General features: G+C 58.6%; 19 protein-coding genes. 14 read left to right on the plus strand and 5 right to left on the minus strand.

The genetic code is table 11. The annotated features are described in order from the left end of the window. Window positions 1-2 precede the first annotated feature (2 nt). Window positions 3-1,322, minus strand: coding sequence for a TRZ/ATZ family hydrolase (locus tag EAY64_RS08105; RefSeq protein WP_103524268.1), 1,320 nt, complete (start codon window positions 1,320-1,322; stop codon window positions 3-5). 244 nt (window positions 1,323-1,566) lie between these two features. Here EAY64_RS08105 and EAY64_RS08110 point away from each other — a divergent pair, with 244 nt between their 5' ends. Further along, window positions 1,567-4,377: a bifunctional diguanylate cyclase/phosphodiesterase gene (locus EAY64_RS08110; RefSeq protein ID WP_103524269.1), complete on the plus strand. Its 2,811-nt coding sequence runs from the start codon at window positions 1,567-1,569 to the stop codon at window positions 4,375-4,377. 59 nt (window positions 4,378-4,436) lie between these two features. Here the strand turns inward: EAY64_RS08110 and EAY64_RS08115 are convergent, their stop codons facing one another. The 4 genes from EAY64_RS08115 to EAY64_RS08130 form a co-directional block, all read right to left on the minus strand. After that, window positions 4,437-5,273 carry a hypothetical protein gene (locus EAY64_RS08115; RefSeq protein WP_103524270.1) on the minus strand — a complete coding sequence of 279 codons (837 nt, stop codon included), beginning with the start codon at window positions 5,271-5,273 and terminating at the stop codon, window positions 4,437-4,439. A gap of 249 nt (window positions 5,274-5,522) precedes the next feature. Then, window positions 5,523-7,031 carry a lysine--tRNA ligase gene (gene lysS / locus EAY64_RS08120; protein WP_103524271.1) on the minus strand — a complete coding sequence of 503 codons (1,509 nt, stop codon included), beginning with the start codon at window positions 7,029-7,031 and terminating at the stop codon, window positions 5,523-5,525. A gap of 122 nt (window positions 7,032-7,153) precedes the next feature. Beyond that, a complete protein-coding gene (gene prfB, locus EAY64_RS08125; RefSeq protein WP_158604639.1) occupies window positions 7,154-8,221 on the minus strand; it encodes a peptide chain release factor 2 in 1,068 nt (355 codons plus the stop codon). A 150-nt stretch (window positions 8,222-8,371) separates the two neighbouring features. Further along, window positions 8,372-9,352: a malate dehydrogenase gene (locus tag EAY64_RS08130; protein ID WP_103524273.1), complete on the minus strand. Its 981-nt coding sequence runs from the start codon at window positions 9,350-9,352 to the stop codon at window positions 8,372-8,374. Between the two features lie 204 nt (window positions 9,353-9,556). On the opposite strand from EAY64_RS08130, the gene EAY64_RS08135 reads away from it, so the two are divergent. The 13 genes from EAY64_RS08135 to sucD all read left to right on the plus strand — a co-directional run bounded on the left by EAY64_RS08135 (window position 9,557) and on the right by sucD (window position 23,649). Continuing rightward, window positions 9,557-10,291 carry a GntR family transcriptional regulator gene (locus EAY64_RS08135; protein ID WP_103524323.1) on the plus strand — a complete coding sequence of 245 codons (735 nt, stop codon included), beginning with the start codon at window positions 9,557-9,559 and terminating at the stop codon, window positions 10,289-10,291. Between the two features lie 224 nt (window positions 10,292-10,515). After that, window positions 10,516-10,890, plus strand: coding sequence for a succinate dehydrogenase, cytochrome b556 subunit (gene sdhC, locus EAY64_RS08140; RefSeq protein WP_045845607.1), 375 nt, complete (start codon window positions 10,516-10,518; stop codon window positions 10,888-10,890). After that, the gene (gene sdhD, locus EAY64_RS08145) at window positions 10,884-11,228 is read left to right on the plus strand and encodes a succinate dehydrogenase, hydrophobic membrane anchor protein (protein ID WP_045845608.1); all 345 of its coding nucleotides are present in this window, start codon (window positions 10,884-10,886) and stop codon (window positions 11,226-11,228) included. Before sdhC ends, sdhD begins: the two co-directional genes overlap by 7 nt. Continuing rightward, a complete protein-coding gene (gene sdhA / locus EAY64_RS08150; RefSeq protein ID WP_103524274.1) occupies window positions 11,228-13,000 on the plus strand; it encodes a succinate dehydrogenase flavoprotein subunit in 1,773 nt (590 codons plus the stop codon). The genes sdhD and sdhA overlap by 1 nt, the downstream gene beginning before the upstream one ends. Before the next feature lie 13 nt (window positions 13,001-13,013). Next, window positions 13,014-13,724, plus strand: a complete 711-nt coding sequence (locus tag EAY64_RS08155) for a succinate dehydrogenase iron-sulfur subunit (RefSeq protein ID WP_045845610.1) — start codon at window positions 13,014-13,016, stop codon at window positions 13,722-13,724. Next, a complete protein-coding gene (locus EAY64_RS08160; protein WP_103524275.1) occupies window positions 13,721-13,969 on the plus strand; it encodes an FAD assembly factor SdhE in 249 nt (82 codons plus the stop codon). Before EAY64_RS08155 ends, EAY64_RS08160 begins: the two co-directional genes overlap by 4 nt. 63 nt (window positions 13,970-14,032) lie before the next feature. After that, window positions 14,033-15,322, plus strand: a complete 1,290-nt coding sequence (gltA, locus tag EAY64_RS08165; RefSeq protein WP_103524276.1) for a citrate synthase — start codon at window positions 14,033-14,035, stop codon at window positions 15,320-15,322. Between the two features lie 227 nt (window positions 15,323-15,549). After that, window positions 15,550-18,378: a 2-oxoglutarate dehydrogenase E1 component gene (locus EAY64_RS08170; RefSeq protein WP_103524277.1), complete on the plus strand. Its 2,829-nt coding sequence runs from the start codon at window positions 15,550-15,552 to the stop codon at window positions 18,376-18,378. A gap of 67 nt (window positions 18,379-18,445) precedes the next feature. Beyond that, complete coding sequence (gene odhB, locus EAY64_RS08175; RefSeq protein ID WP_103524278.1) at window positions 18,446-19,696, plus strand: 2-oxoglutarate dehydrogenase complex dihydrolipoyllysine-residue succinyltransferase; 1,251 nt, start codon at window positions 18,446-18,448, stop codon at window positions 19,694-19,696. Between the two features lie 71 nt (window positions 19,697-19,767). Then, window positions 19,768-19,953, plus strand: coding sequence for a hypothetical protein (locus EAY64_RS08180; RefSeq protein WP_103524279.1), 186 nt, complete (start codon window positions 19,768-19,770; stop codon window positions 19,951-19,953). A gap of 13 nt (window positions 19,954-19,966) precedes the next feature. Then, complete coding sequence (gene lpdA, locus EAY64_RS08185) at window positions 19,967-21,400, plus strand: dihydrolipoyl dehydrogenase (RefSeq protein WP_103524280.1); 1,434 nt, start codon at window positions 19,967-19,969, stop codon at window positions 21,398-21,400. Window positions 21,401-21,567: 167 nt separating this feature from the next. Further along, the gene (sucC, locus tag EAY64_RS08190; RefSeq protein WP_103524281.1) at window positions 21,568-22,737 is read left to right on the plus strand and encodes an ADP-forming succinate--CoA ligase subunit beta; all 1,170 of its coding nucleotides are present in this window, start codon (window positions 21,568-21,570) and stop codon (window positions 22,735-22,737) included. Between the two features lie 27 nt (window positions 22,738-22,764). Beyond that, the gene (gene sucD / locus EAY64_RS08195; RefSeq protein WP_103524282.1) at window positions 22,765-23,649 is read left to right on the plus strand and encodes a succinate--CoA ligase subunit alpha; all 885 of its coding nucleotides are present in this window, start codon (window positions 22,765-22,767) and stop codon (window positions 23,647-23,649) included. Window positions 23,650-23,696: the final 47 nt, after the last annotated feature.

The raw sequence follows: 23,696 nt of genomic DNA on the forward strand, positions 1-23,696 counted from the left end.
GCTTACCTCGCCAGAATGCGGTTGCGCCAGTCTTCACCGCGCGCTTTCAGTGCAACTTCGTCCATGGTCTGCAGCTGGCGTGCGTTCAGCAGGCAGCGACCCTTGACCCAGACATGGCTCACCTGTTCGCGGCCAGCGGCGTACACCACATGCGATACCGGATCGAAAGCCGGGGCGGTTTCCAGCGCTGACAGGTCGATGGCGATCAGGTCGGCCTGTTTGCCCACCTTGACCGAACCCACCTTGTCGGCAATGCCCAGGGCGCGGGCGCCGTTCAGCGTGGCCATGCGGATGGCGGTGGCTGCCGGCACGGCGGTCGGGTCCAGCGTGCCCACCTTGGCCAGCAGGGCGGCCAGACGGGTTTCTGCCATCATGTCCAGCTTGTTGTTGGACGCAGCACCATCGGTACCGATGCCGACAGCCACGCCGGCAGCCAGCAGTTGCTGTACAGGGGCGATGCCGGAAGCCAGCTTCATATTGGATGCCGGGTTGTGCGCGACTGCCACGCCATGGCGGGCGACGATGTCGATCTCTTCAGCGTTCAGATGCACCATGTGGGCGGCAATCAGCCGTGGCGACAGCAAGCCCAGCTGTTGCAGGCGCGCCAGCGGGCGTTGTTGCAGTTCCTTGACGCTGTTGTTCACCTCATCCGCAGTTTCGTGGATGTGGCAGTGAATGCGCATGTCTTCGCGCTCGGCCAGATCAACCACCTTGCGGAAGGTGGCATCCGACACGGTGTAGGGCGCGTGCGGCGCCAGGGTGAAGGTAATCAGCTCTTCGCCCAGGAATTCGCTACGCTCGGCCATGCCCTTGCTGATGTATTCATCGGCATTGCTGGCGTAATTGGTAGGGAACTCCAGGATGGAACAGCCGACAAAGGTGCGCATGCCGGATGCCAGACCGGCACGGCCCATGGCGGCATGGTAGAAATACATGTCATTGATGGTGGTGGTGCCACCGCGGATCATTTCCGCCATGGCCAGGCAGGAGCCATCGAACACGAAGTCGTCTTGTACGTGCTTGCCTTCGGCCGGCCAGATATGATTGTTCAGCCAGTCCATCAGCGCCTTGTCGTCGGCCAGGCCGCGCAGCAAGGTCATGGCAGAGTGGCCGTGCAGGTTGATCAGTCCGGGCATCAGTACATGATTACCCAGTTCCAGTTTTTCATTGGCGCTGATGGCCGCGCACTGGTTGGCGGGAATGATGGCGGCGATCTGACCATCCTTGATGGCGATGGCATGGTTTTCCAATACCTCGCCGTCCTGCTCTACCGTAATGATCCAGCGAGCTGAAACAAGGGTGTCATACTGTGTCTGCGACATGGATTAATGTCCTGCGGGATGCGGAATGGGGTGGATTGTAGGCTGCTGCCATGGGCATGGCAAATTGGCCAAGCTCGACCAGATCCCGTTGCAGAAACTGTCGTGTAAAGAAAAAATCGCTTATAACTGACAAAGGTCTGACTTATTATGCGATCAATCTGATTGACAGTAGATGGGCTGCAATTATGCAGCTAAATATTGATAGCGGGTTTTCCGCGCCATGAACGCTTTTTGATAATTGATAATGATGGCATCCCAAGAAGAAAAGAACCCAGTTACTTCCAGCCTTTCCTTGCGCACGGTCTTCACGATCGCCGTGGTACTCGGCTTGCTGATTCCTGCCTCCATCATCAGTTATCTCAGTATCAATATCCAACGGGACAACCTCACTGCCCAGCTGGAAACCGACGAAAAGCGCTTGCTGGACATTGTGGCGCTGGGCATGCAGGAGCCATTGTGGAACCTCAGCCGTCAGGCTGGCAGCCCGCTGATTTCCTCGGTGATGGAAGATGCCCGCGTGGTGTCGATCCGGGTGACCGACACCCAGTCCAATCAGGTCTTCCTGTCGGCCTTGCGTAGCGAGCGGCGCGTGGGTGGTGTTTCCTTCGTACAAAAACCAGTGATTTACCGTGGCGAGGAAATTGGCCAGGTCACGCTGGAGTTTGATACCGAGCATCTGGCCAATGCCCTGCACAATCAGGTGAAAAACATCCTGCTGATTCTGGTGGCGCAGCTGGTGTTGTCCATTTTGCTGATCATGAGCATTCTGCATTCGCGTTTCCTGCGACCCATGCACAGCCTCACCGAGCAGGCCACCCAGTTGGCCGAACTCAAGCTGGAGTCGCCGTTCTACTGGGCGCGGCGTGATGAAATCGGCAAGCTGGGCAAGCATCTGGAATGGACCCGCTCCGAACTGAAGCGGCTGATTGACGAGCTGCGTGCCAAGACCCTGGCGCTGGAGGCAGATATTTCCCGCCGCCGCGAGGTGGAAGATGCGCTGCGCCGCTCGGAAAACAAATACCGCGAACTGTTCTGGTCCAATCTGGATGGTATTGTCATCAGTTCGCTGGACGGCCAGGTGATGGATGCCAACCCGGCCTTTCTCAACCTGATGTGCTACAACCTCGACCAGCTCAAGCAGCAGAATTTCTGGTCGCTGGTGGGGCAGGAGAGTGAGGCGCTGGAACGTTTCAACCTGGACAACAAGGTGCTGCGCTTCGGTTATTGCGACGAATTCGAGGCGGTGTACATGAACCGCTTCAGCAATCAGGTGCCGGTCAGCGTCAAGACCGTCGCCATGCGCGATGCCTTTGGCCGCATCAATGCGGTATGGCGCATGGTGCGCGACATTTCGGAAAAACGTGCGGCAGAAGAACGGGTGCAACTGGCGGCCAAGGTGTTCGAGAACACTGTCGAAGGCATCATGATCACCGACAGCGACAAGCGCATTCGCAGCGTCAACAAGGCATTCACTGAAATTACCGGCTATTCGCAGCAGGAAGTATTGGGGCAGAAAACCAGCATCCTGTCGTCCGGCCGCCACGATGAAGCCTTCTACGGCAATATGTGGCTGGCCATTGATAGTCAGGGCTCCTGGCAGGGCGAAATCTGGAACCGCCGCAAGAATGGCGAAATCTACCCCGAATGGCTGGCCATTAACGCGGTACGTAACCCGCTGTCTGAAATCACCCATTACGTGGCCATCTTCAGCGATCTGACCGAGCGCAAGGCTGCCGACGAGCGCATCCAGTTCCTGGCGCACTTCGACGTGCTGACCAGTCTGCCCAACCGCGCCCACATGCACGACCGCGTCGAGCTGGCGATTCACAATGCCTGCCGCGACAACGAACAGATGGCGCTGCTGTTGCTCGACCTGGACCGCTTCAAAACGGTGAACGAGTCGCTGGGGCACTCCGCCGGCGACATCCTGCTGCAGGTGGCGGCCGACCGCATCAAGTCCTCGCTGGCTGCCGGCGAAACCGTGGCGCGGCAAGGTGGCGACGAATTCATCATCCTGCTGCCGGCAATTTCCGATCCAAGCGAAGCGGCACTGGCTGCCGAGCGCATCCGTGAATCATTTGGTGCCTCGATTGAGCTACACAATCACACCATCACCATTACCCCGTCCATCGGCATCAGTGTGTACCCGGATGATGGTCGCGACTTTGAAACCCTGGTGCGCAATGCCGATGCCGCCATGTATCACGCCAAGTCGTCGGGTCGTAACAGCTACAAGTTCTACACGGCCGACCTCAATGCGCGGGCGCGTGAGATTCTGGCCATCGAAAGCCAGCTGCGCTTTGCCCTGGAACGCAATGAATTCATCCTGCATTACCAGCCACAAGTGGCCATGGCCGACGGGCGCATTACCGGGGCCGAGGCGCTGATCCGCTGGAATCACCCCTCACTGGGCATTCTGGGGCCGGCGCGCTTTATCGAAGTGGCCGAGGAGCGCGGCTTCATTGTGCAGATTGGCAACTGGGTGATCCGCGAAGCCTGCCGCCAGCTGGCCTTGTGGCATGGCCAGGGGCTGCCCAAGATGTCGCTGGCCGTTAATCTGTCGGCCTTGCAGTTCCGCCAGCAAGACCTGGCCGAGGTGCTGGAAACCGCGCTGCGCAGCCACGGTCTGTCTGCCGACATGCTGGACGTGGAAGTGACGGAAAGCGTGATCATGGAAGACGTAACCAGCACCTTGCAGGCGATTGACAGCATCAAGGGCATGGGGCTGCAGCTATCCATTGATGACTTCGGCACCGGCTATTCCAGCCTGTCCTACCTCAAGCGCTTCAAGGCGGACAAACTGAAGATCGACCGTTCCTTCGTGCGTGACATCCCCAATGATCCAGACGACTCCGCCATTGCCCGGGCCATCATCAATATGGCGAAAAACCTCAATATGCAGGTGGTGGCCGAAGGCGTGGAAACCATCGATCAGTGGCGCTTCCTCAAGCAGGAAGGCTGTGACCTGATCCAGGGCTATCTGCTGGCCAAACCGATGCCGCCCGAGGAGTTTGCCGGCTTGCTGGCCAAGGGAAACTTGCTGCCGCTTGAATGAGGCTGGCACGCAGGAGATCAAAAAAACCGCAAGGCTGACCTTGCGGTTTTTTTTACAGCTTAGAACGCGTAGCCGATGCCTACGCGATAGATGTTGTTCTTGGTCGAACTGTTGGGCTCGTAATAGCCATAGCTGCTCAGATCGCTGATGCCATACGAGTAGCTTTCGTGGCTGTAGCTGATCTTGCCATGGAAGCGCTGGCTGAAAGCATAATCGGCGCCGACACCGTAACGCTTGAAGGAGGAGTTGCCCAGCGTGGTTTCTGGCAGCGTGTAGCTATTAGTGCTGATTTTCGACTGGAAGGTACGGCCATAAAACAGATCCGCGTTCAGGACCAGCTTGTTGACCGGTGCCACCTGCAACAGCAAGCCCAGGCCACCATAGCTATGGCTGTAGGTTTCATCCTGGGTGGCAGACAGGCCACGTTCCCAGCGGTGGTGACCCAGTTCGACATAGGGGGTCAGCATGGTCTGCTTGGATGTGTTGAAGCCCTTGCCGTAGCGGGCGCTGTAGTTGTAGATGTGAGCCGTGCTGCTTGATTTGAGCGAACCGTAACCGGCATTGCTGTTGATGTAGGAACCCACGTAATCGGTGTTGCCGTTGCTGTAATTGAAGTCGAACTGCAGGTAGTCATTGCCCAGTGCCCAGTCAGACATGGATGTGGCGCTCAGGCCAAAACCGGGGATATTGCCGTTTTCGGTATCCAGCAGTCCCGGAGCAGAGCCATGGCTGCCGCCGGTTTCCGCATAGTCCATTTTGGTGTTTTGCAGATAGAGGCTGTACTGGTTATTGGCCGCGAGAATATCGGCATTGCCCGTTGAACTTTTGGCGGCAAATGCCGGGGTGATCAGACAGACGGCAGAACAGACAGCAAGGGTAGTGTGCAGAATGCGCATACGGATGATTCACTTTCGGAGTTGGCTTGATTTCTGGATCGGCATTGTAAAAACCAATGACATGCACAAGAAAGCAGTTTCTGGTCAGGCTTTATTGTGAATTGACATGCATAACATTGGTTTTTAAACCAATGGCATTTTATGTTGATTGCCATGGTCTATTCAATTGTTACGATCCAATTTGCACAAATAAAAAATGGCCTTGTCGGATAACAAGGCCATTTGCACTTTCTGCAGGGGTAAGACTGCTTATTCCGGACGCATTTGCGGGAAGAGAATGACGTCGCGGATGGATGGGGCATCGGTCAGCAGCATCACCAGACGGTCGATGCCGATACCGCAGCCGCCGGTCGGCGGCAGGCCGTATTCCATGGCGCGGATGTAGTCGGCGTCATAGTGCATGGCTTCGTCGTCGCCGGCGTCTTTCTGGGCGACTTGCGACAGGAAGCGGGCGGCCTGGTCTTCCGGGTCGTTCAACTCGGAGTAACCGTTGGCGTGCTCACGGCCGACGATGAACAGCTCGAAGCGTTCGGTGATGGCCGGATCAGCATCCGAACCACGCGCCAGCGGGGAAACTTCCACCGGGTAGTCGATGATGAAGGTCGGGTTCCACAGCAGGCTTTCGGCACATTCTTCGAACAGGGCCAGTTGCAGGCTGCCCAGACCCGGTGCCGGCGGCAGTTTGCCACCCAGGCGCTTGATCTCGGCGGCTACCCAGGCAGCGTCGCCCAGTTGCTCATCGGTATATTGCGGGTTGTAGTGCTTGATGGCGCCAACGATGGTGAAGCGGTCGAACGGCTTGCCCAGTTCCACTTCCTTGCCGTTGTAGCTGATGGTGGTGCCGCCACAGACGGTTTCGGCACAGCGGCGGATGATGTTTTCGGTCATCTCCATCATGCGCTGGTAGTCGCTGTAGGCTTCGTAAAACTCGATCATGGTGAACTCGGGGTTGTGGCGTGTGCTCATCCCCTCGTTACGGAAGTTACGGTTGATCTCGAATACGCGTTCCAGGCCGCCAACAACCAGGCGCTTCAGGTACAGTTCCGGCGCGATGCGCAGGTAGAGCGGCATGTCCAGCGCATTGTGGTGGGTGACAAACGGTTTGGCCGTGGCACCGCCCGGAATGGGGTGCATCATCGGGGTTTCCACTTCCAGATAGCCTTCGCTCACCATGACGTCACGGATCTTCTGCACGATCTGCGAACGCTTGATGAAGGTGTTGCGGCTGTCTTCGCTCATGATCAGGTCGGCGTAACGCTGACGGTACTTTTGTTCCTGATCAGTCATGCCGTGGAATTTTTCCGGCAGCGGACGGATGTTCTTGGACAGCAGGCGTACTTCGCTGGCCTGGACCGTCAGTTCGCCGGTCTTGGTCTTGAACAGCACGCCGCGGATGGCGATGATGTCACCCAGGTCGAAGTGCTTGAACTCGGCGTGTTCGGCTTCGCCGACACCATCGTTGGCGATATAGGCCTGGATACGGCCACTGCCATCCTGCAAGGTAGCAAAGCTGGCTTTGCCCATGACGCGCTTCAACATCATGCGGCCGGCAACGGCAACCTCGATCTTTTCGGCTTCCAGAGCTTCCTTGTCTTTACCCGCGTGTTTTTCCTGCAGATCCTTGGCAAAGTGGCTGCGCTTGAAATCGTTGGGGAAAGCCACGCGTTTTTCGCGGATGCTCTTCAGCTTCTGGCGGCGCTCCGCCATGATCTGGTTTTCGTCCTGACTCAGGGATGATGCTTGTTCACGTTCAGACATGATGACTCCGTTGACTACTGCGGTAAGGGCAGGGGGCCATTCCCCCGCCAGGCCTCATCGGCCAACAATTAAGGTATTACGCTGCGGTAATGCAGGCTGGCTGTGGCAGCCAGCCCGGACGTTTACACGCCCTGTTTCAGACTGGCTTCGATGAAGCCGTCCAGGTCGCCATCCATGACGCCCTTGATATTGCCCACTTCATAGCTGGTACGCAGGTCCTTGATGCGGGACTGGTCGAACACGTAGGAGCGGATCTGGTGACCCCAACCCACATCGGTCTTGGTGTCTTCCAGCGCCTGCTTGGCCTCGTTGCGCTTTTTCAGTTCCAGTTCGTACAGCTTGGCGCGCAGCATCTGCATGGCTTCATCGCGGTTGCGGTGCTGCGAGCGGTCATTCTGGCACTGCACCACGGTGTTGGTGGGCAAGTGGGTAATACGTACGGCCGAGTCGGTCTTGTTGATGTGCTGACCACCGGCACCGGAGGCGCGGTAGGTATCAACGCGCAAATCGGCCGGGTTGATGTCGATCTCGAAGCTGTCGTCCACTTCCGGGTACACGAATACCGAGGAGAAGGAGGTATGGCGACGGGCATTGGAGTCGAACGGCGATACGCGCACCAGGCGGTGTACGCCCACTTCGGTACGCAGCAGGCCGTAGGCGTATTCGCCTTCGATCTTCAGCGTGGCGCTGCTGATGCCAGCCACTTCACCTTCGGAGACTTCCAGTACATCTACCTTGAAGCCCTTGCGTTCGGCATAGCGGGTATACATGCGCAACAGCATGCCGGCCCAGTCCTGTGCCTCGGTACCACCAGCACCGGCCTGGATGTCCAGGAAGCAGTTGTTGGGGTCCATCGGGTCGTGGAACATACGACGGAATTCCATCTTGGCCACTTTGGCTTCGACTTCTTCCATGTCGGTTTTTACGGCGAAGATGGTTTCGTCATCTTCTTCGCTCTTGCCCATTTCCAGCAGTTCGCGCGCATCGGCGATGCTGGCATTGATGCTGTCCAGCACCAGGACCACATCTTCCAGTTGCTTGCGTTCGCGGCCCAGTTCCTGGGCGCGCTTGGGGTCGTTCCAGATGTCGGAATCTTCAGTGAGGCGGCTTACTTCTTCCAGACGGTCTTTTTTTCCGTCGTAGTCAAAGATACCCCCGAATATCGGTGGCGCGCTCGGCCAGGTTTTCAATCGTGGCCGCAATCTGGTTCAGGACTTCGACTTCAATCATGTTCATGCTCCAGTAGCAGTCTGTATTAGTAAATTCAAATGTTCTTGCTGGTATTGATCAAACACAAAAAGCGCACCAGTTGGTGCGCTTTTCGCTGATCTGGCTAATGCTTAGCCAAACAGGTGAGCGACAGCTGCGCGCTCTTCTTCCAGCTCGGCCAGGGTGAAGTTCATGCGTTCGCGGCTGAACTCGTCCACTTCCAGACCTTCGACGATCTTGTATTCGCCATTTTCGCATACAACCGGGAAGCCGTACATCACGCCTTCCGGGATGCCGTAGGAACCGTCGGACGGAATGCCCATGGTCACCCACTTGCCATTGCTGCCCAGCACCCAGTCGTGGATGTGGTCGATGGCGGCATTGGCGGCGGAAGCAGCAGAGGACAGGCCACGTGCTTCGATGATGGCGGCACCACGCTTGCCAACGGTCGGCAGGAATACATCACGGTTCCAGGCTTCGTCGTTGATCATGGCTTTTACCGATTGGCCATCGATGCTGGCGAAGCGGTAGTCGGCGTACATGGTCGGCGAGTGGTTGCCCCAAACAGCCAGGTCCTTGATCGAAGCGACCGGCTTGCCAGTCTTGGCGGCGATCTGCGACAGGGCGCGGTTGTGGTCCAGACGCAACATGGCGGTGAAATTTTTCGGATTCAGGTCCGGAGCGCTCTTCATGGCGATCCAGGCGTTGGTGTTGGCCGGGTTGCCAACTACCAGAACGCGGACATTGCGGTCGGCGTGGTCGTTCAGTGCCTTGCCCTGAACGGTGAAGATGGCGCCGTTGGCTTCTAGCAGGTCCTTGCGTTCCATACCCTTGCTACGCGGGCGTGCACCCACCAGCAGGGCAACTTGAGCGTCCTTGAAAGCGACGTTCGGGTCGTCGGTGGCAACCATGCCGGCCAAGAGCGGGAAGGCACAGTCTTCCAGTTCCATCATCACGCCTTTAACGGCGGTCTGGGCTTGCGGCAGGTCGAGCAGTTGCAGGATGACCGGCTGGTCTTTGCCCAGCATTTCACCACTGGCGATACGGAACAGCAGGCTGTAGCCAATCTGACCAGCAGCGCCGGTAACGGCAACGCGAACGGGAGCTTTCATCGGTGGACTCTCCTTTAGATATCCGAGACTGTCTCAAATTGCAGATGTTGCTCTGCACTATAAGTGTGAAGCGAGTGTATCACGGAGTGTAGATCATGTGGCACTGGATTCCCCATCAGAAATTCTGATAAGCTGCTTGTTATCTTATGTCTTATATAAGACATCCCTTTACGCTTGATTTATTTGATGATACAAAGCCACTACATGATTGCTAATGCTCCGCGCCGTCAGCCGCTTTATGTGCAAATCAAGCAGTTTCTGCTGCGCCGTATCGCCGAGGGTGAGTGGCTGGAACATGATGCGCTGCCTAGCGAGTGGGACCTGGCGGCAGAGATGTCGGTGAGTCAGGGAACGGTGCGCAAGGCGCTGAGTGAGTTGGTGGCGGATGGCCTGCTATACCGTCAGCAGGGCAAGGGTACTTTTGTCGCCGCCGTGCTCAGCGACTGGGGCACATCCTTGCTGCAGTCGCCCGGTGTGTTCGATGAAATGCCGGATCGGCTCAGTTGTGAATTTCTGGCCATCTCGCGCATGAATGCCAGTGACGACATGGCGGTGGCGTTGCAGTTGCGGCGGCATGCGCCGATGTTTCGGGTGCGCCAGTTGTGGCGTGGGCAGGGCAGGCCGGTGGCGCTGGATGAAGCTTATTTGCCGGCCGAGCGTTTTGACGGCATGGAGGCGCGCTGGTTTCGATCTGCTGCCGGAGTGTATGCCACCTTGCAACAGCGCTTTGGTGTAAGAGTGGTAGAAAGTCGCGAGCAGTACCGTGCTGTCATGTTGCCGCGCGAAGATGCGAGTTTGCTGGGTTTGTCCGGCGCGGCACTTGAAGAGCCGGTATTGAGTGTGCTCAGACTGACCTTTTCGTCAGTTGGAGAGAGAGTGGAATGGCGGCAGCGCTATTGCCTGAGTCGTGATCTGGCGCTGCTGCAAAAGGGCTGTTGATGTCGCCTGCCAGCATGGAAATGTCGCTTGTCCGGCAAAAAACGGGCAGCAGGCGGGTGATTTTTGCTAGAATTTCCAGATCATATTGCCCTGCAGCATCGGGCAACATGATGTTCAGTATTGAGAGGGACCACCCGGTTTTTACAAGGGCGGACCTTTCAGGCGGGCTTCCAGACAGGGGCCCGGAGATAACCACTTGGTTCAAATACATCCAAGGAAGCCATATGCAGAAGCAACGACCGAAGCACCTGGATCTGGCCACGATCAGACTGCCCATTCCGGGTATTGTCTCGATCCTGCACCGGGTCAGTGGTGTGGCGCTCTTCTTTTCCCTCCCGCTGTTGATCTACCTCCTTCATGGTTCGCTCAGTTCAGCAGAGTCTTTTGAAACCTACCGTGCCGTAGTCGCGCATCCGCTGATGAAGATCATCCTCATCGGTTTGTTGTGGGCCTACATGCATCACTTCTGTGCCGGTATTCGTTTCCTGTTCCTGGATATCCATAAGGGTCTGGAACTGCAAACTGCCCGTGCTACCGCCAAGACTGTGGTGGTGGTTAGCCTGGCCCTGACTCTGATTCTGGGAGTAGCTCTATGGTAAACCGCTCTGTCATCGGCGCTCACTACGGTTTGCGCGACTGGGTCATGCAGCGCGTGACGGCCACCATCATGGTGATCTATACCGTAGCTCTGGCGCTGTTCCTGCTGACCATGCCGTCCAGCTACGCAGGCTGGAAAGACTTCTTCGCGCAAACCTGGGTGCAAGTGCTGACCCAGACCACCCTGCTGGCAGTGTTCCTGCACGTATGGGTAGGTATTCGCGATGTGTGGATGGACTACATCAAGCCCACCGGCCTGCGCTTGGCGCTGCATGCCTTCACCATCGTGTGGCTTGTGTCCTGTTTCATCTATTCCGTTAAAGTTGTCTGGGGGCTGTAATGGGCGTACCTGTTCGTCATTTTGATGCAGTAATCGTTGGCGCAGGTGGTGCCGGCATGCGTGCCGCCCTGCAGCTGTCCGAAGCTGGCCTGAAGACTGCCGTACTGTCCAAGGTATTCCCCACCCGCTCCCACACCGTGGCAGCACAGGGCGGTGTATCCGCCTCGCTGGGTAATTCCGAGGAAGATCACTGGCACTGGCATATGTACGACACCGTCAAGGGGTCGGACTGGCTGGGCGACCAGGATGCCATCGAATTCATGTGCCGCGAGGCACCGAAGGTGGTGACCGAGCTGGAACACTTCGGCATGCCGTTCGACCGTAACGCTGATGGCACCATCTACCAGCGTCCGTTTGGCGGCCACATGTCCAACTTCGGTGAAAAGCCGGTGCGTCGCGCCTGTGCTGCCGCCGACCGTACCGGTCATGCCATGCTGCACGCGCTGTATCAGCGCAATGTGCGCGCCAACACCCATTTCTTTGTGGAATGGATGGCGCTGGACCTGATTCGCGACGCCGACGGCAATGTGCAGGGCGTGATCGCCATGGAAATGGAAACCTCGGAAATCGTGGTGTTCCAGGCCAAGGCCACCCTGTTTGCTACCGGCGGTGCTGGTCGTATCTACGCTTCTTCCACCAATGCCTTCATCAATACCGGTGATGGCCTGGGTATGGCCGCACGTGCCGGCATCCCGCTGGAAGACATGGAATTCTGGCAGTTCCACCCCACTGGCGTGGCCGGTGCCGGTGTGCTGATTACCGAAGGCGTACGCGGTGAAGGTGGCATTCTGCGCAACAGCGCAGGTGAACGCTTCATGGAACGCTATGCACCGAATGCCAAGGATCTGGCTTCGCGTGACGTGGTTTCCCGCGCCATGGTGACCGAGATCAACGAAGGTCGCGGTTGCGGCCCGAACAAGGATCACGTGCTGCTGGACATCACTCACCTCGACCCCGAAGTGATCATGTCCAAGCTGCCGGGCATCCGTGAAATCTCCATCAAGTTTGCCGGCGTTGACCCGATCAAGGCACCGATCCCGGTGGTACCGACCTGCCACTACCAGATGGGCGGCATCCCTACCAACTACCACGGTGAAGTGGTGGTGGGTGGCAAGCCGGTTACCGGTTTCTACGCTGCTGGCGAATGCGCTTGTGCCTCGGTACACGGCGCCAACCGTCTGGGTACCAACTCCCTGCTCGACCTGCTGGTGTTCGGCAAGAGCTCGGCCAACTCGATGATCGACTTCATCAAGCAACAGCCGCTGGAACTGCCGGAACTGGCTACGTCCGATGTTGAGCGTTCCGTCGCTCGCGTTGAGCGCCTGAACAAGCAGACCAATGGCGTTGCCGTGAACGATGCCCGTACCGCCATGCAGCGCACCATGCAGGCGCACTGCGGTGTGTTCCGCTTCAAGGACATGCTGGCACAAGGCGTTGAGAAGATTCTGGAAGTGGAAAAGATGGTTCAACAGACCGAAATTTCCGACAAGTCCAGCGTATTCAACATGGCTCGTATCGAGGCGCTGGAGCTGGAAAACCTGATCGAAGTGGCCAAGGCCACCATGATCTCGGCCAATGCCCGTACCGAATCCCGTGGTGCCCACGTGCGTGACGATGCGCCGGATACTGCCGAAACGCCGAACGGTCGTGACGATGCCAACTGGCTGAAGCACACCCTGTGGTCGCGCGACGGCAACCGTCTGGAATACAAGCCGGTGAACATGCAGCCGCTGACTGTCGACACCATCGCTCTGAAGACCCGTTCCTACTAAGGGCTTGAACAAGATGACTACTGAAACCGTCAAATTCCGCATCTACCGTTACGATCCGGACAAGGATGCCAAGCCCTACATGCAGGACATCAGCGTCGAGCTGGACTCCACCGACCGCAAACTGCTGGATGCGCTGACCAAGCTCAAGGTGAAGGACGACACCATCACCTTCCGCCGCTCCTGCCGTGAAGGCGTATGTGGCTCGGATGCCATGAACATCAACGGCAAGAACGGCCTGGCCTGTCTGACCGATTTCCGCGACCTGAAGCAACCCATCGAACTGCGCCCGCTGCCGGGCCTGCCGGTGGTGCGCGACCTGATCGTGGACATGACCCAGTTTTTCAAGCAATACCACTCGATCAAGCCGTATGTGATCAACGACACGCCGCCGCCGGAACGCGAGCGCCTGCAAAGCCCGGAAGACCGCGAAGAGCTGAACGGTCTGTACGAGTGCATTCTGTGCGCCTGCTGCTCCACGTCCTGCCCGTCGTTCTGGTGGAACCCGGACAAATTCGTTGGCCCGGCCGGCCTGCTCGCAGCGTATCGCTTCATTGCCGATACCCGCGATACCGCCATCAACGAGCGTCTGGACAACCTGGAAGATCCGTACCGCCTGTTCCGTTGTCACACCATCATGAATTGTGTTGATGTCTGCCCCAAGGGTCTGAACCCGACCAAGGCCATCGGCAAGATCAAGGACCTGATGGTCAAGCGTGCAGTATGACCGCCTACGATCCGATTGAACTCAAACGGATCCGTTGGCGGTCCCGCCGGGGGTTGCTGGAGCTGGATCTGGTGCTGGAGCGGTTTTTTGCCCAGCGCTTCGATGCGCTCTCCCCGGCGGAGATCGACGCCTACAAGCGTATTCTCGATTTGCCCGACACCGATTTTCTGGATGTGGTGAACGGCAAGGCTGACCTGGACGATCCGGAAGAGGCCGCCATCATCGAGATCCTGCGGGCTGTCTGAGCCGCAGGATGCAGGGCCCAAAACGATTATTACAACACCACAAAACTGACTGGGAGTATTGCTGTGGAAACCAACCGCAAAGTGACGCTCACTTACAACGAGGGCAAGGACAACCTGGAAATGCCGGTTCTGTCCGGCACTCTGGGTCCGGATGTCGTCGATATCCGTGCCTTCTCCAAAACCGGCATGTTTACCTTTGACCCGGGCTTCCTGGCTACCGCCAGCTGCGAGTCTGCCATCACCTTCATCGACGGTGATCTGGGTCAGCTCTACTACCGCGGCTATCCGATCGAACAGCTGGCTGAAAAGAGCGATTACCTGGAAGTGTGCTACCTGTTGCTGAACGGCGAAATGCCGACTGCAGCACAGCGCAAGGAATTCGAACGTGGCGTGATGCGCCACAACATGCTGCACGACCAGCTGATGAGCCTGTTCAAGGGCTTCCGTCGTGACGCACACCCGATGGCCGTCATGGTGGGTGTGGTTGGCGCGCTGTCCGCCTTCTACCACGACTCGCTGGACATCACCAATCCGGAACACCGTCGCATTTCGGCCCACCGTCTGGTGGCCAAGCTGCCGACCATCGCTGCACAAGCCTACCGCTACAACAAGGGCCTGCCGTTCTCCTACCCGAAGAATGGCCTGACCTATGCGGAAAACTTCCTGCACATGATGTTCTCCACCCCGTGTGAAGAGTACAAGGTGAACCCGGTTCTGGCCCGCGCGCTGGACCGCATCTTCACCCTGCACGCCGACCACGAGCAGAACGCGTCCACCTCCACCGTGCGTCTGGCCGGCTCCTCCGGTGCCAACCCGTTCGCATGTATCGCCGCCGGTATCGCCTGCCTGTGGGGCCCGTCCCACGGTGGTGCCAACGAAGCCGTGCTGAAGATGCTGGATGAAATCGGCAGCGTGGACAACGTGGCCGACTTCATGCAAGGCGTGAAGGACAAGCGTTACAAACTGATGGGCTTCGGCCACCGCGTGTACAAGAACATGGACCCGCGCGCCGCCATCATGAAGACCACTTGCGACGAAGTGCTGAACGAACTGGGCCTGCACAACGATCCGAAGTTCAAGCTGGCCATGGCGCTGGAAAAGATCGCCCTGGAAGACCCGTACTTCATCGAGCGCAAGCTGTACCCGAACGTGGACTTCTACTCGGGTATCGTGCTGTCCGCCATCGGCATTCCGGTATCGATGTTCACTCCGATCTTCGCCCTGGCCCGTACCGTGGGCTGGATTGCGCACTGGAGCGAAATGATCGGTGACCCGGCGATGAAGATCGGTCGTCCGCGTCAGCTGTACACCGGCGCACCGCGCCGCGATATTGTCGATATCGACAAGCGCTGATCAAGCTGTGACAAGTTGGCCGGACACGTTTCGGCCAACTTTTTAGCCTGTTGAACAGAATACAGTAGCCGGTTTCACGACAGACGCCGACAGAGCGCTGCGGAAAAGAATGGAGACGGATTTGCCCTTCCTTACGAAGGCCCTTCTTGCGTCTTTTCCACAACGCTTTCTCCACGCAGCAATGTAGCCAAACGTAGATACGTACGTAGATAACAAAGGGTCGAATAATGATGCAATCCATGTACAGTCATTCCTACCTGTTCGGTGGGAATGCACCGTTCATCGAGGAACTGTACGAACAGTACCTCGCTGATGCGAATTCGGTTCCAGCCGAATGGCGTGAATACTTCGACAAGCTGGCCCAGGCTCCGGGCGCAGCCGAGCGCGATGTACCACACATGCCCATCCAGGAATCCTTCATTCAACTGGCCAAGAAACCGGCCAGCGGCCCGCGCAACAGCAGCGGCGGCGAATGGGAAACCATGCAAAAGCAGGTGGGTGTGCTGAAGCTGATTTCGGCCTACCGCGTACTGGGTTCCCGTCAGGCCAACCTCGACCCGCTCAAGCGCATGGATCAGGAAACCCTGCGCGAGCTGGATCCGGTCAAGCATGGCCTGACCGATGCCGACATGGCGGTGCAGTTCAATGTGGGCTCGCTGGTGGCTCCGCAGAAGCTGCCGCTGTCCGACATCCTGTCGCGCCTGAAGCAGACCTACTGCGGCAATATCGGCCTGGAGTTCATGCACATCACCAAGTCGGACGAGAAGCACTGGGTACAGAAGCGCTTTGAAGGCGATCTGTCCACCCCGCGCTACGACGCCGGCAAAAAACTGCGCATTCTCAAGCAGATCACGGCGGCCGAGACCCTGGAACGCTATCTGCATACCAAATACGTTGGCCAGAAACGCTTCTCGCTGGAAGGCGGCGAATCGACCATCGCTGCGCTGGATCACCTGATTCACAACGCCACCTCGGTCGGCGTGCAGGAACTGATCATCGGCATGGCCCACCGTGGCCGTCTGAACGTGCTGGTGAACACCCTGGGCAAGCAGCCGCGCGACCTGTTCGCCGAATTCGAAGGCAAGGCTGCCCAGCAAATGGCTTCCGGCGACGTGAAGTACCACATGGGTTTCTCCTCCGACATCCCCACGGCCAATGGCCCGATGCACGTGTCGCTGGCGTTCAACCCGTCCCACCTGGAAATCGTCAACCCGGTGGTGGAAGGTTCGGTACGCGCCCGTCAGGATCGTCGCAAGGACAACGAGCGCAAGTGCGCCGTGCCGGTGCTGATCCACGGTGACTCCGCCTTTGGCGGCCTGGGTGTCAACCAGGGTACTTTCAACCTGTCGCAGACCCGTGGCTACGGTACCGGCGGTACCATCCACATCGTCATCAACAACCAGGTGGGTTTCACCACCTCGGACACGCGCGACATGCGTTCCACCCTGTACTGTACCGATGTGGCCAAGATGGTCGAAGCGCCCATCCTGCACGTCAACGGTGATGATCCGGAAGCCGTCTGCTACGTGATGCAGGCCGCGCTGGACTACCGCATGCAGTTCAACAAGGACGTGGTCATCGACCTGGTCTGCTACCGCAAACTGGGCCACAACGAAGGTGATGATCCCTTCCTGACCCAGCCGATGATGTACAAGAAGATTGCCAAGCATCAGGGCGTGCGCGCCATGTATGCCGAGCGTCTGGTACAGGAAGGCGTGCTGAAGGCCGAAGAAGCCGAAGGCATGATCCAGGCCTACCGCGACGCGCTGGACAAGGGCGAGCACGTGGAACAGACCGCGCTCACCAACTACAAGCGCGAACACGCTCTGGACTGGAGCCAGTATCTGGGCACCCACTGGGCACACCCCACCGATACCTCGCTGCCGCGCGCTGACATCCAGCGCCTGACCGAGAAGTTCACCACCTTGCCGGAAGGCTTCAAGCTGCACCCGACCGTGCAGAAGGTGCTGGCCGCCCGCAAGGCGATGGCTGCCGGTGAACAGAATGCCGACTGGGGCATGGCCGAGACCCTGGCCTACGCTTCGCTGGTAACCAATGGTTTTGGTGTACGCCTGTCCGGTGAAGACTCCGGCCGTGGCACCTTCTCCCATCGCCATGCCGTGCTGCACGACCAGAACCGCGAGCGCTGGGACCAGGGTTCCTATGTACCGCTGCGCAATATGTCGGACAACCAGGCCGAATTCCTGGTGATCGACTCCATCCTGAACGAAGAAGCCGTGCTGGCCTACGAATATGGCTACGCCTGTTCCGCTCCGGACCAGCTGGTGATCTGGGAAGCCCAGTTCGGCGACTTCGCCAACGGCGCCCAGGTGGCGATTGACCAGTTCATCTCCTCTGGCGAAACCAAGTGGGGCCGTCTGTGTGGCCTGACCACCATCCTGCCGCACGGCTACGATGGCCAGGGTCCGGAACACTCCTCCGCCCGTCTGGAACGCTGGCTGCAACTGTGCGCCGAGCACAATATGCAGATCGTGATGCCGTCCGAAGCCAGCCAGATGTTCCACATGCTGCGCCGTCAGGTGCTGCGTCCGTATCGCAAGCCGCTGGTGATCTTCCTGTCCAAGCGTCTGCTGCGCTTCAAGGACTCCATGAGCCCGATCGAAGCCTTTACCAACGGCAGCTTCCGCCCGGTGATCGGCGATGCCGTGGTGCAGGATCCGAAGAAGGTGAAGCGCGTGGTGCTGTGTGCCGGTCAGGTGTATTACGACCTGGCCGCCGGCCGCAAGGACAAGGGTATGGAAGACGACATCGCCATCGTGCGTATCGAGCAGTTGTATCCCTTCCCGACCGAGCAGGTAGCCGCCGAACTGGCACGCTTCCCGCAAGCCAAGGAAGTGATGTGGGTGCAGGAAGAGCCGCGTAACCAGGGTGCCTGGTACCAGATTCGCCATCGCCTGGAAGGTCTGCTGAGCGGCAAGCAGTTCTTGTCGTTCGCTGGTCGTCCGTCCTCTGCTTCCCCGGCCGTAGGCTATATGAGCAAGCACGTTGCCCAGCTCAAGTCCTTCGTCGAAGAAGCTATGACGATTGCCAAGTAAGTACACGCCATCACAACGAATGATATGACGGGGGCAGCACCGCAGCTGCCCCGCTCTGGAGAAGAACATGATTATTGAAGTCAAAGTCCCCCAACTGCCTGAGTCCGTTTCCGAAGCCACGCTGATGACCTGGCACAAGAAAGCTGGCGATTTCGTCAATCGCGACGAAAACGTCATCGATCTGGAAACCGACAAGGTGGTGCTGGAACTGCCGGCACCGCAGGCTGGTGTGATTGTTGAAATCATCGAGCAGGACGGCGCCACCGTGGTGTCCGGTCAGCTGATCGCCCGTATCGACACCGCCGCCAAGGCTGGCGATGCCCCGGCAGCTGTTGCTGCTGCCCCGGCTGCTGCCGCACCGGCTCCGGTTCAGGCTGCTCCGGCCGCTGCACCGGGTGGCGCTGCCATGCCGTCCGCTGCCAAGCTGGCCGCCGAAACCGGCGTGAATCTGGCCAATGTGGCCGGCACCGGCCGTGACGGTCGTGTGCTGAAGGAAGACGTACAGGCTGCTGCCGCTGCACCGTCGCAAGCCGGTCCGGTACTGGCTGCTGCTGGCAATGCCGGCGTGGCACTGGCTGCTACCCCGGCTGCCGTGAACGTGTCTGCCGTGCTGGGTGACCGTCCGGAACAGAGCGTACCGATGTCCCGCCTGCGTCAGCGCGTGGCCGAGCGTCTGGTGATGAGCCAGCAGACCAACGCCATCCTCACCACCTTCAACGAAGTGAACATGAAGCCGCTGATGGACCTGCGCGCGCGCTACAAGGATCGCTTCGAGAAGGAACACGGCGTGAAGCTGGGTTTCATGGGCTTCTTCGTCAAGGCCGTGGTGGCCGCGCTGAAGAAATACCCCATCGTCAATGCTTCGGTTGATGGCAACAACATCATCTACCACGGTTACTTCGACATCGGCGTGGCCGTAGGCAGCCCGCGTGGTCTGGTGGTGCCGGTCATCCGCAATGCCGACCAGCTGAGCCTGGCCGAGATCGAAAAGCAGATCGCCGACTTCGGCAAGCGCGCCCAGGAAGGCAAGCTGACCGTGGAAGAGCTGACTGGCGGTACCTACACCATTTCCAATGGCGGTACTTTCGGTTCCATGATGTCCACTCCCATCATCAACCCGCCGCAATCGGCCATTCTGGGCATGCACGCCACCAAGGAGCGTGCCGTGGTTGAGAATGGTCAAGTTGTCGTGCGCCCGATGATGTACCTTGCACAGTCGTACGACCACCGCATCATCGATGGTCGCGAAGCGGTACTGAGCCTGGTGGCCATCAAGGACGCCATCGAAGATCCGGCTCGCCTGATCCTGGACCTGTAATACCGGGTCTGTAATGTCTGTTGGCCGCAAGCGCGCTTGCGGCCACTTTGAATAATGTGAACGGAGAAATGATGATTTTGCCTGATTGGCTGTATGCGGTAGCTTCCATCCTGGCTGGTGTGGCCATTGCGGTACTGACCTGGAAGAAGCATCAGCGCGGTATTCGCGAAGACCGCTACAGCCTGGTGGGCAAGCTCATCATCGCCGTGTTCATGATTGCTTTCGGGATCTTGCTGTTCAAGGTCGGCAAGTTCTGATCAAGGAAAATCAATGAGCCAACAGTTTGATGTCGTCGTTATCGGCGGCGGCCCCGGCGGTTATGTGGCTGCCATTCGTGCAGCCCAGCTGGGTTTCAATACCGCTTGCGTGGATGCCTTCAAGAACCCGGAAGGCAAGCCTTCGCTGGGTGGCACCTGCCTGAACGTGGGTTGCATCCCGTCCAAGGCACTGCTGCAGTCCTCGGAAAACTTCCACGCGGTACAGCACGACTTTGCCAAGCACGGCATCACCGTGTCCGGTGCCAAGATGGACGTGGCCGCCATGCTGGAGCGCAAGACCGGCATCATCACCAAGAACGCCGCGGGTATCAGCTTCCTGTTTAAGAAGAACAAGGTTGCCAACATCCATGGCCTGGCCGCCCTCAAGGGCCGTCAGGGCGACAAGTGGCTGATTGAAGTCACCGACAATGGTGCCGTGGTGGACACGCTGGAAGCGACCAACGTCATCATCGCCACCGGTTCCAGCCCGCGTCAGCTGCCGGGCCTGGCTACCGACAACCACATGGTGCTGGACAACGAAGGCGCACTGGCGCTGACCGCCGTACCGAAGCGCCTGGGTGTGATCGGCGCTGGTGTGATCGGCCTGGAAATGGGTAGTGTGTGGAAGCGTCTGGGCGCGGAAGTGACCATTCTGGAAGCCGCACCGACCTTCCTCGGCGCTGCCGACCAGCAGATCGCCAAGGAAGCCTTCAAGACCCTGACCAAGGACACCGGTCTGGATATCAAGCTGGGCGTGAAGATTGGCGAAATCAAGGCCACCAAGAAACACGTTACCGTTCACTACGAGCTGAACGGCGAAGCCGTGGCTGCCGAGTTTGATAAGCTGATCGTTTCCATCGGTCGCGTGCCGAACACTGCCGGTCTGGGTGCCGAGGCTGTTGGCCTGCAACTGGACGAGCGTGGTTTTGTTGCCGTGGACGACCACTGCCACACCAATCTGCCGGGTATCTGGGCGATTGGCGACGTGGTACGTGGCCCGATGCTGGCGCACAAGGCTTCCGAAGAAGGCGTGGCCGTGGCAGAGCGTATCGCCGGCCAGAAGCCGCATGTCGATTTCGGCGTGATTCCGTGGGTGATCTACACCTCGCCGGAAATCGCCTGGGTAGGCAAGACCGAAGAGCAGCTCAAGGCTGAAGGCATCGAATACAAGAAGGGTACTTCCGGTTTTGCTGCCAACGGTCGCGCGCTGGGTCTGGGTCAGGCACAGGGCACGGTGAAGATCCTGGCTGATGCCAAGACCGACCGCATCCTCGGCCTGCACATGATCGGCCCGATGGTGTCCGAGCTGGTGACCGAAGGCGTGGTATCGATGGAATTCAAGGCCGCCAGTGAAGACCTGGCGCGCATCGTGCACGCCCATCCGAGCCTGTCGGAAGTGGTACACGAAGCGGCGCTGGCTGCTGACAAGCGCGCATTGCACGGCTAATTGCCGTGGGGCCGTGTACAATTCACACGGCCCAAAAGAGGGTATGGGGCAGGACCTGCCGCGAGAACAGGTTCGCCCCGATACATTAGGGTTGAGGAAGCGACCAAGGAATAGAGACGTTGGCCAGACAGGGCCCCGCCATCATTTCCACCGAAAGGAAACCATAGATGAACCTGCACGAATACCAAGCGAAAGAGCTGCTGGCCAAATACGGCTTGCCGGTACAACAGGGCATTCTGGCCACTACGCCGGAAGAAGCCGCTGCCGCTTATGACAAACTGGGCGGCAAGTTTGCCGTCGTCAAGGCCCAGGTGCATGCCGGTGGCCGTGGCAAGGCCGGTGGTGTCAAAGTGGTGAAGAGCCGCGAAGAAGCCGCTGAAGTTGCCAAGAGCCTGATCGGTATCAATCTGGTGACCTACCAGACCGATGCCGCTGGCCAGCCGGTCAACAGCGTGTTGGTGTGCGAAGACATGTACCCGGTACAGCGTGAACTGTACCTGGGCGCCGTAGTGGACCGTGGCAGCCAGCGCGTTGTGTTCATGGTCTCCACCGAAGGCGGCGTGGAAATCGAAAAAGTAGCCGAAGAAACCCCGGAAAAGATCATCAAGATCGAAATCAACCCGCTGGTGGGCATGCAGCCCTTCCAGGCGCGTGATGCCGCTTTTGCCCTGGGTCTGTCCGGTTCGCAGATTGCTGCTTTCAGCAAGCTGATGCTGGGTGCTTACCAGGCTTTCGTGGAAAACGATTTCGCCCTGTTCGAAGTAAACCCGCTGGCGCTGCGTGAAAACGGCGAACTGGCCTGCGTTGATGGCAAGATCAACCTGGACTCCAACGCCCTGTACCGTCACCCGGCCCTGCTGGCCCAGCGCGACAAGTCGCAGGAAAACGAACGCGAAGTGAAAGCTTCCGAGTTCGACCTGAACTACGTAGCCCTGGAAGGCAATATCGGCTGCATGGTGAACGGTGCTGGCCTGGCCATGGCCACCATGGACATCATCAAGCTGAAGGGTGGCCAGCCGGCCAACTTCCTGGACGTGGGTGGTGGTGCGACCAAGGACCGCGTGATCGAAGCCTTCAAGCTGATCCTGGCCGATGATTCGGTCAAGGGCGTGCTGATCAACATCTTCGGCGGCATCGTTCGCTGCGACATGATTGCCGAAGCCATCATCGCTGCGGTGAAGGAAGTAAACGTGACCGTGCCGGTCGTTGTGCGCCTGGAAGGCAACAACGCCGAATTGGGCGCCAAGATTCTGGATGACTCCGGCCTGAAGCTGGTTTCCGCCCAGGGCCTGAACGACGCAGCCGAGAAGATCGTTGCTGCCGTTGCTGCGCTTTAATCACCTGCACCGCATAAGGATTTCAAAATGAGCGTATTGGTAAACAAAGACACCAAAGTGCTGGTGCAAGGTTTCACCGGCAAGAACGGTACCTTCCACGCCGAACAGGCACTGAAGGTTGGCACCAAGGTAGTGGGTGGCGTGACCCCGGGCAAGGGCGGTTCCGAGCATCTGGGCCTGCCGGTGTTCAACACCATGAAGGACGCCGTGCGTCAAACCCAGGCTGATGCCTCGGTCATCTACGTACCGGCAGCTTTTGCCAAGGATTCCATCCTGGAAGCCATCGACAGCGGCGTGAAGCTGATTGTCTGCATCACCGAAGGCGTGCCCACCCTGGACATGCTGTACGTGAAAAAGGCCGTGGACGAAGCCGGCATCCGCCTGATCGGCCCGAACTGCCCGGGTATCATTACCCCGGGTGAGTGCAAGATCGGCATCATGCCGTGGCATATCCACAATCCGGGCCGCATCGGTATCGTGTCCCGTTCCGGCACCCTGACCTACGAAGCCGTGGCACAAACCACCGCCCTGGGTCTGGGTCAGTCCACCTGCATCGGTATCGGCGGCGACCCGATCCCGGGTACCAGCCACATCGACGCCCTGAAACTGTTCCAGGACGATCCGGATACCGACGCCATCGTGATGATCGGTGAAATCGGTGGTACCGCTGAAGAAGAAGCAGCTGAATTTGCCAAGGCCTACGTGACCAAGCCGGTAGTCGGCTACATCGCCGGTGTGACTGCTCCCAAGGGCAAGCGCATGGGCCACGCCGGTGCCATCATCTCTGGCGGCAAGGGTACAGCCGAAGAGAAGTTCAAGGCTTTCGAGCGTGCAGGCATTGCCTACACCCGCAGCCCGGCCGAAATCGGCAAGACCATGTTCGAACTGCTGAAAAGCAAGGGCATGATCTAATCCCTTAGCGGATAGCCGTACACTAAAACGCCACCCTCGGGTGGCGT

The sequence above is a fragment of the Aquitalea palustris genome (assembly GCF_003693445.1).
Classification (GTDB): Bacteria; Pseudomonadota; Gammaproteobacteria; order Burkholderiales; family Chromobacteriaceae; genus Aquitalea; species Aquitalea palustris.